We start from the raw sequence: 10,618 nt of genomic DNA on the forward strand, positions 1-10,618 counted from the left end.
CCGTTCACTGGACATGATCGTAGGTATCTACGCGATTCTCAAAGCTGGAGGAGCCTACGTGCCGATTGATCCGGAATATCCAGCAGACCGTATCCGCTTTATGCTGGAGGACTCGGGCGCGAAGCTAGTCCTGACGCAGTCGCATCTGTCTGAGCAAGCTTCGCTGAGTTTCAACGGTCAGGTGCTGGTGCTGGATCGTCAGGAGCAGGATGGCCAAGACATTTACCACGAAGACGGCTCGAATCTGGAGCCACTAGCTGGGCCGCACCATGTCGCCTATGTCATCTATACGTCCGGTTCCACGGGAAAACCGAAGGGCGTGATGGTGGAGCACCATTCCGTGCTGAATCGGATTTTGTGGATGCATGATCGGTACGGCTTGAGTGCGGAAGATACGATCCTGCAAAAGACGGCCTTCACCTTCGACGTGTCGGTGTGGGAGCTGTTCTGGTGGTCGCTGGTCGGCTCGAAGGTAAGCCTGTTGTCGGTGGGCGGGGAAAAGAACCCGGAAGACATCGTCGACACGATTGCCCGCGATGGCGTGAGCACAATGCACTTTGTACCGGCGATGCTGCATGCGTTCCTGGAATATGTAGAGCAGCAGCCACGGGAAGTGATGCAAGCGAAGCTAGCAACGTTGCGTCATGTCTTTGCCAGCGGCGAAGCATTGCCGCCACAGCATGTGGCCCGGTTCCAGCGGCTTGTGTCGAGCCTGACTGGAGCGAAGCTGATTAACCTGTACGGTCCAACCGAAGCGACGGTGGATGTGTCGTACTTCGATTGCGAGCCGGATGAGGAATATGCAGTTATTCCCATCGGGAAACCGATTCAAAACATCCGTCTGTACATCGTGAAGGAAGGCACGGAGCAATTGCAGCCGATTGGGGTTGCGGGTGAGCTGTGCATCGGCGGTGTCGGCGTAGCCCGCGGTTACCTCAACCGACCGGAGCTGACGGCCGAGAAATTTGTGAAAGATCCGTTTGCAGGCGGCGGAGCAGGCTATGAACGGATGTATCGCACGGGCGACTTGGCGAGATGGATGCCGGATGGCAACATCGAATACCTGGGCCGGATCGACCATCAGGTGAAAATCCGGGGCTACCGGATCGAGCTGGGCGAGGTGGAATCGCAACTGCTCCAAGTGGAATCCGTACGAGAAGCCGTCGTCATGGCCCGTGCAGATGAAACAGGGCAAAAACAAATGGTGGCGTACTACGTCGCCGGGCAAGAGTTCGGAGCCGGTGAACTGAGAAATGAACTGAGAAGTGAGCTGGGCCGGGAACTGCCAAGCTACATGGTGCCGTCGTACTTTGTACAGCTGGAGCAGATGCCGCTGAGTCCAAATGGAAAAATTGACCGCAAAGCCCTGCCAGCACCGGAAGGCAGCCTGCAAACCGGAGCCGACTATGTCGCACCGCGGACGTGGGTGGAAGTGAAACTGGCGCACATTTGGCAGGATGTGCTGGGCCTCACGCAGGTCGGTGTGAAGGAGAACTTCTTCGAGATTGGCGGACACTCGCTGCGGGCGACGACACTGGCCTCGAAGATTCACAAGGAGCTGAACAAGCCGCTTCCACTGCGCAGTATTTTTGAAGCACCCACGATTGAACAGTTGGCAACGGTGTTAGAAGGTTTGGATCAAGTGGTGTACGCGTCCATTCCGGTAACGGAAGAACGCAGCTTCTACCCGTTATCTTCAGCGCAAAAACGACTGTATGTATTGCATCAATTTGATCCAAGTGATGTGAACTACAACATGCCGTCGGTGCTGCAAGTGAGCGGCCCGCTGGATGTGAAACGAGTAGAAGATGTGTTCCGTCAATTGATCGATCGCCATGCAACCTTGCGTACCCGCTTTGGGCTAGTGGACAATGAGCCGATGCAATGGATTGAGGACAGCGTGCCGTTCGAGGTGGAATATACGAAGGTACAGGCAGAGAGTGCGACTTCGGATACAGATCAAGACATAGCTACAGGATTGGATACAGCTACAGCTACGTACACGAGGGTTAGCCAGGAAGTACAAGAACGGGTCCGGCAGTTTGTCCGTCCGTTTGATCTGAAAGCTGCGCCGCTGCTGCGGGTAGGCTTGGTGGATCTGGGCGCACAAGGAGCAGAGCAGGAACCACAGTATCTGCTCATGCTCGACATGCATCATATCGTTTCGGATGGTGTGTCCATGGAGGTACTGACCGATGAATTTGTCCGCTTGTATGGCGGTGAAGAGCTATCGCCATTGCGGATTCAGTACAAAGATTATGCGATATGGCAGCAAAGCGAAGCCCATCAGGAGTGGATGCAGCGTCAGGAAGCGTACTGGCTGGGTACCTTCCGGGGCGGAGTGCCTGTGCTGGATCTGTCAACCGACTTTGCCCGTCCGGCGGTACAAAGTACGGCAGGGGATACAATCGAATTCGGACTGGAGCGTGAAGTTAGCGAACGCCTAAAAGAACTGGCTTCGCAAACAGGTTCAACCCTGTATATGGTGCTACTGGCAGCGTACACTACGCTCTTGCACAAATACACAGGCCAAGAGGACATTGTAGTCGGCACGCCGATTGCCGGAAGACCGCATGTGGAACTGGAGAGTCTGGTAGGTGTCTTCATCAACACGCTGGCAATCCGCAATTATCCGTCTGGCGACCAATCGTTCCTGGATTATCTGCAAGAGGTCAAAGAGCATGCGCTTAGTGCTTATGAGCATCAGGACTATCCTTTTGAAGAGCTGGTTGAACAGCTGAATTTAACGCGGGATACGAGCCGAAATGCGCTATTTGACACGATGTTTGAGTTGAAAACATTGGAGCAACAGGAGCTGCAGCTGGAAGGTCTGACCCTGAATTCGTATCCGCTGGAAAATCATACGGCCAAATTTGATCTGAGCTTGGATGCAATAGAGCAGCCAGAAGGCATTCTGTGCCGTCTGGAATACAGCACGGCGCTGTACAAGCCTGAGACCATTACGCGATTAGTACAGCATTTTACCGAACTCGTACGTGCAATTACACTGCATCCACAACAGCCACTGGCAGCTTTGGATATGGTACCTGCCGAGGAAAAAGCACAAATCATCCATGGATTTGGAGATGTGGGGGTATCGGATGTTGCTGTAGTTGAAGCAGGAGCCTTCTTCCACACCTTTGTGGAAGAACAAGCGCAGTTGATACCGGATCACGTGGCGGTTGTATATGAGGAACAACAGCTTACGTACCGTAAACTGAACGAGCGCGCGAACCAACTGGCGCGGAGATTGCGAAATGAAGGCGTTGGACGCGAGTCAATTGTCGGCATTTTGAGTGAACGTTCGGTCGACATGCTGGTCGGTGTATTGGCGGTGTGGAAGGCTGGAGGCGCCTATGTACCGCTGGATGCAGACTATCCGTCCGAACGTATTCGTTTCATGTTGGAGGACAGTGGTGCGACGGTACTGTTGACCCAGACGGGCTTGCAGGAGCGTGCACAAGTATGGCTGGAGGAAAGCCGACAGGCCTTGGCCGGAGGGCAGTTTGAGGCCGAGTTAGAAACAGCGGCTGGAGCTGAAACGATGGAATCAGGTACTCTCCATGGAACGCTGAATGGAACAGCAGCTTCGCCACCTGATAGCGAAGCAGCATCCAAACTGGCAATGGGGCTGCGTCTGCAGACGATGTTGGCGCTGGATGATGAGTCGCTGTACATCGGGGATGCCACGGACGTTGAACCTATTAATGAACCGCAGGATTTGGCGTATGTCATTTACACCTCCGGGACAACCGGACGTCCAAAGGGTGTCATGATCGAACATCGCAGCTTGGTGAATACGGCTGCGGCGTATCGTCGGGATTATCGCCTGAACCAATTCCCAGTCCGACTGCTGCAACTGGCTAGCTTCTCCTTCGACGTGTTCGTCGGCGATATTGCGCGGACGTTTTATAATGGCGGGACAATGGTCATTTGTCCGAAAGACGACCGGATTGATTTTAGCCGTTTGTATGACTGGATTCATGATTATCAAATTACAGTGTTCGAATCGACCCCGGCCCTGATCGTACCGTTTATGCAGCATGTGCATGAACAGGGGCTGGACATGAGCAGTCTGGAACTGCTGATCACCAGCTCGGATAGCTGCAGCGTGACGGATTACCGGGTACTGCAAGAACGGTTTGGCGCAGATATTCGTATTATTAATAGCTACGGCGTCACGGAAGCGGCGATCGACTCCAGCTTCTACGACGAAGAGCTGTCGAAGCTGCCAAGTAGCGGCCATGTGCCGATTGGTCAGGCGTGGCTGAACGCACGCTTCTACATCGTGGACAGCCAGCTGAATCCGGTGCCGATCGGCGTACTGGGTGAACTGTGCATTGGCGGAGCCGGGGTGGCGCGAGGCTATCTGAACCGTGCAGACCTGACAGCCGAGAAATTCGTAGCAAATCCGTATGTACCGGGTGAACGATTGTACCGCACAGGCGATTTGGCGCGTTGGATGCCGGACGGCAATGTGGACTTTATCGGCCGGATGGATGATCAGGTCAAAATCCGGGGCTTCCGGATTGAACTGGGCGAGGTGGAAGCACAGCTGCTGACCGTGGACGGCATTCAGAAAGCCATCGTCACCGCCTGGGAAAACGAAGACGGAGACAAGGATTTGTGTGCGTATGTCGTAGCCTCAGCAGCATTGAATCTGCCGGAGCTGCGCAGCATACTCCAGCCCAAGCTGCCGGGTTATATGATCCCGACGTATGTCGTACAACTGGATCATTTCCCGCTGACACCGAACGGGAAAATTGACCGCAAAGCGTTGCCAGCACCGGAAGCGCGCCTCGAAGGAGGCACGGCGTACGTGGCACCGCGGACATGGCTGGAAGAGCAACTGGTACGTATTTGGCAAAGCGTCCTGAATCATCGGCAGATAGGCATCCAGGATAACTTCTTTGAAGTGGGGGGGCATTCTCTGCGCGCGACAACACTGATGGCGAAAATCCATCAGGAGCTGAATTACAAGCTGGCCCTGCGAGATATTTTCCAATATCCGACGATTGAGCAACTGGTACAGGTGATGGGAGAAGTTCAGACACAGCAAACGTATGTATCCATCCCTGTTGCGGAGGAGCGCGCATATTATCCCGTTTCCTCAGCGCAAAAACGGATGTACGTGCTGAGTCACCTGGAAGGTGGAGAGGTTAGCTACAACATGCCAGGAGCTTTGATTATCGAAGGCCCCTTGGATAAAAAACGACTGGAACAAGCCTTCCGCCAGCTGATTGACCGTCATGAAGCCCTGCGAACCCGATTCGAGATGGTGGATGGTGAGGTGATTCAGCGGATTGAATCCAGCGCACCATTCAGCGTGGAGCATGTACAAGCAAGCGAAGAGGAGACAGCGCAGTACGCACAGGACTTTGTACGTGCATTTGATCTCGCACAAGCCCCATTGCTGCGGGTTCAGTTGATAGAAAACGGAGCGGAGCGTCACGTCATGCTCTATGACATGCACCATATTATTTCGGATGGCGTCACGGAAGGAATTATCGTGCAGGAGTTCTCTCAATTGTATGAAGGCAAGGAACTGCCGCCACTCCGCATCCAATACAAGGACTATGCCGTTTGGCAGCATGCAGATATGCAAAGTGAACGTCTTCGTGAACAGGAAAGCTACTGGCTGAACACGATGGCTGGCGACATTCCAGCACTGGATATGCCAACGGATTTTGCAAGACCAGCCGTACAGCGTCAGGAAGGAGCTCGATTGGAATTTGCGATCAGCCTGGAGGACAGCGAGCAGTTGAAACAGCTGGCCGCGCAAACCGGTTCCACCTTGTACATGGTGTTGCTAGCAGCATATAGTACGCTCTTGCATAAATATTCGGGACAGGAAGACATTATCGTCGGCACGCCGATTGCCGGAAGACCGCATGCGGAACTGGAGAGCTTGGTAGGCGTATTCCTCAACACGCTGGCAATCCGCAATTATCCGACTGGCGACAAAACGTTCCTGGACTACTTGCAAGAGGTCAAAGAGCATGCGCTCAGTGCTTATGAACATCAGGAGTATCCTTTTGAAGAACTGGTTGAAAAGCTGAATTTAACGCGGGATACGAGCCGGAATGCGCTGTTTGACACGATGTTTGAGTTGAAAACATTTGAGCAGCAGGAGTTCGAGCTGGAGGGTCTAACCTTTAAAACGTATCCGACGAACAATCATACGTCCAAATTTGATCTAACCTTGGATGCAGTGGAGCAGCCGGAAGGCATTCTGTGCAGTCTGGAATACAGCACGGCGCTGTATAAGCCTGAGACCATCGCGCGATTGGCACAGCATTTTACCGAGCTTGTTCGTGCAATTACCCTTCATCCGCAGCAGCGACTCGCAGCTTTGGAGATGGTAACCGTGGAGGAAAAGGCACAAATCATCTACGGTTTTGGAGATGTAGGGGTATCGGATGTTGCTGCGGTAGAAGCAGGAGCACTGTTCCATACCTATGTGGAAGAACAAGCGCAGCTTGTACCGGATCACGTGGCGGTGGTGTACGAGGAGCAGCAGCTTACGTACCGCACACTGAACGAGCGTGCGAACCAATTGGCGCGGAGATTACGGAATGAAGGCATTGGACGCGAGTCGATTGTTGGCATTTTGAGTGAACGTTCGGTGGACATGCTGGTCGGCGTGCTGGCAGTGTGGAAGGCCGGCGGTGCGTACGTGCCGCTGGATGCAGATTATCCGTCCGAGCGAATTCGCTTTATGCTGGAGGACAGCGGCGCGACAGTGCTGTTGACCCAAATCGGCTTGCAGGAGCGTGCACAGGTCTGGCTGGATGAAAGCAAAGCTACATCCGAACCCGCAGCGCACTTGCGTTTGCATACCGTACTGGCGTTGGACGATGAGTCGCTGTACATCGGAGACACCACCGATATCGAGCACATCAACGAGCCGCAGGATCTGGCGTATGTGATCTACACGTCCGGTACAACGGGACGCCCGAAAGGGGTCATGATCGAGCATCGCAGTCTGGTAAACACGGCCACGGCCTACCGCCGGGATTACCGTCTGAACCAGTTTCCGGTACGGTTGCTGCAACTGGCAAGCTTCTCCTTCGACGTGTTCGTCGGGGATATCGCACGGGCGCTTTATAACGGTGGCACGATGGTCATCTGTCCGAAAGATGATCGGATTGATCCCAGCCGTTTGTATGGTTGGATTCGCGAGTATCAGATTACAGTGTTCGAATCGACTCCGGCCCTGATCGTACCGTTTATGCAGCATGTGTATGAACAGGGACTGGACATGAGCAGTCTGGAATTGCTGATCACCAGCTCGGATAGCTGCAGCGTGACGGACTACCGGGTGCTGCAAGAACGATTTGGTGCGGATATCCGCATTATGAACAGCTACGGCGTCACGGAAGCGGCGATCGACTCCAGCTTCTACGACGAAGAACTGTCGAAGCTGCCAAATAGCGGCAGTGTACCGATTGGTCAGGCGTGGCTGAACGCCCGCTTCTACATCGTGGACAGCCAGCTGAATCCGGTGCCGATCGGCGTGCTGGGCGAGCTGTGCATTGGCGGTGCTGGGGTAGCACGGGGATACCTGAACCGTGCGGACCTGACGGCCGAAAAATTCGTAGCGAACCCGTATGTTGCGGGTGAACGATTGTACCGCACAGGCGACTTGGCGCGGTGGATGCCGGACGGCAATGTGGACTTTATCGGCCGGATGGACTATCAAGTGAAAATCCGGGGCTACCGGATCGAGCTGGGCGAGATTGAAACGGCGATCCAGCGGGTGCCGGGCGTGCGTCAAGCGGTAGTCATCGACCGGACGGATGAGCGTGGGCACAAGTACTTGTGCGGATATATCACAGGAGAAGCAGAGCTGCGGATCGAGGAGGTACAGGCCGAGCTGGAAGCAGGGCTGCCAGCACATATGGTGCCTGCACGTTTGATGCGACTGGAGACAATCCCACTGACCCACAATGGAAAAATCGACCGCAAAGCGTTGCCGGAACCGGAAGGAAGCATCCATACCGGTGCAGCCTATGTGGCACCGCGTACCACGGTGGAGCAAGTACTGGCTGCGGTATGGGCTGGGGTGCTCGGCGTGGAAGCGGTAGGCACGCAGGATAACTTCTTCGAGCTGGGTGGCGATTCGATCAAGGCCTTGCAAGTATCCTCCCGATTGCTGCAAGCAGGTTATCGACTGGAGATGAAAGACCTGTTCAGTCATCCAACCGTGTCTGCCTTGGCACTGAAAGTCCAATCGGTGACCCGATTGGCAGATCAGAGCGAAGTGGTGGGCGCTGTGAAGCTGACACCTGTTCAACAATGGTTCTTTGAGCAGAGCCTGACGGATGCTCATCATCATAACCAGTCCATCATGCTGCATAGCAAGGACGGTTTTGATGAACTGGCCCTGCGCACGGCGATGGATCACGTCGTTAGCCATCACGACGCACTGCGTATCATTTTCCGTCCTAGTGAGTACGGATATGAAGCCTGGAACCGCGCAATTGGTGAGGGCGAGCTGTATACGCTGGAACGGGTGGACTTCAGAAATGAGTCTGAGGTATCTGCTGCGATCGAGGCCAAAGTGAATGAGATTCAGGCAGGTATTCAGTTAAGCGAAGGACCGCTGGTGAAGCTGGGACTGTTCCATTGTCCCGATGGAGATCATTTGCTGATGGCGATTCATCACTTAGTGGTGGATACCGTATCCTGGCGCATTTTGTTCGAGGATATTACGACCGCCTATGAGCAGGCATTGCACGGACAAATGACTCGTCTTCCGCACAAAACGGATTCGTTCCGCACCTGGGCGGATGGGCAGTCTCAATATGCGAACAGTCCGGCCATGGCAGCAGAACTCGCATTCTGGCAGGAAATGGAACAAGGCGTATATCAGCCGCTTCCAAAAGACGAATCCCATTCTCATTCCTTGAATAGGGACAGCGAGAACATGACGGTCACGTGGACAGCTCAGGAAACGGAGCAGCTGTTAAAACAAGCGCATCGTGCCTACAACACGGATATGAATGATTTGCTGCTTACCGCATTGGGACTGACGATTCATCGCTGGGCAGGCCTGGAACGAGTGCTCGTGAGCCTGGAAGGTCATGGACGGGAATCCATTTTGCCAGAGCTGGATATTACGCGCACCGTGGGCTGGTTTACGACTCAATTCCCGGTTGTGCTGGATATGAGCGTAGGGCAAGAACTTTCACAGCACATCAAACAGGTGAAAGAAGGACTACGCCGCATTCCGCAAAAGGGCATTGGCTACGGTATGTTGAGATACCTGTCCGCAGCACGTGAGCCAGAGCGTTTTGTGACCGAACCTGAAATCAGCTTTAACTATTTGGGACAATTTGACCAAGATATGCAAAATCAATTCATTGGCGTATCTCCTTACTCTAGCGGTGCAGAGCTTAGCGCCCATGCAGCCAGAACGCACACGCTGGATATGAACGGACTGATTTCGGAAGGCGAACTGCAATTGACGATCAGCTACAGCAAGCAGGAATATCGCCATGAAACGATGGAGCAGTTAGCCGAACAGTTCAGAACCAGCTTGCGAGAAATTATTACGCATTGTGTAGGCCGCAAACAGCAGGAGCTGACGCCAAGCGATGTCATGCTTAAACATGTAACCCTGGCCGAGCTGGATCAATTGGTAGAGCAGACTCGTGACATCGGGGAACTGGAGAATGTATATGCGCTGACGCCGATGCAAAAAGGCATGCTGTTCCATAGTCTGATGGATGCAGCGTCAGGTGCTTATTTTGAACAAACGACCTTTGATTTGCATGGACGCTTCCAAGCGGATATTTTCCAAGAGAGCTTGAATCATTTAGCGCAACGGCATGAGATCTTTAGAGCCAATTTCATCAGCGGTTGGCAGGATGAGCCTGTGCAGGTTATTTTCCGCCGCAAGGAAGTTGGTTTCAGCTGTGAAGATTTGCGTCATCTGAATGAGCAGGAGCGTGACGCGTATGTGAAGGAATTTATTCGCCAGGACAAGGCAGCCGGATTCGATTTGTCCCGGGATGCGTTGATGCGCGTGGCCATTTTACGGACCAGTGACGAGGATTATTATTTTGTGTGGAGCTCTCATCACATCTTGATGGATGGCTGGTGTGTGGCGTTAGTCACGGATGAGGTGTTTGAGGCTTATTTTGCAGCCGTGGAGCATAGACAGCCGAAGCTTGCTCCCGTGACTCCATACAGTCAGTATATTGAGTGGCTTGAAGCACAGGATGTAGAGGCAGCAGCTTCCTACTGGAAGGATTATTTGCTCGGCTATGATCAGCAAACGTCGATTCCGACCGGAAAAGTAGGCGTGAAAGCGGACGGTGCACAATTTGAGCATATCCTGTGCGATCTGGGCAAGGAATTGACCGGACGTATGGAAATGGTGGCCAAGCAGCACCACGTGACCGCGAATACATTGCTGCAAACAGCTTGGGGCTTGCTGCTCCAAAAGTACAACGGTAGTGATGACGCTGTTTTTGGCGGTGTAGTGTCTGGTCGTCCAGCAGATATTTCGGGGATCGAAAACATGGTGGGCTTGTTCATTAACACCATTCCAATACGTATCCGCAGTGGAGCTGAGGACACCTTTGCCGACCTGATCAGAACGAATCAGAAG

At 53.6% G+C, this 10,618-nt stretch carries 1 protein-coding gene; it reads left to right on the forward strand.

Annotated features, from left to right (window positions below; genetic code table 11):
* A partial coding sequence (locus AC5ELV_RS26015) for a non-ribosomal peptide synthetase (RefSeq protein ID WP_493432426.1) occupies positions 1–10,618 on the forward strand: 10,618 nt, incomplete at both ends.

Source organism: Paenibacillus sp. NMA1017, assembly GCF_058895805.1.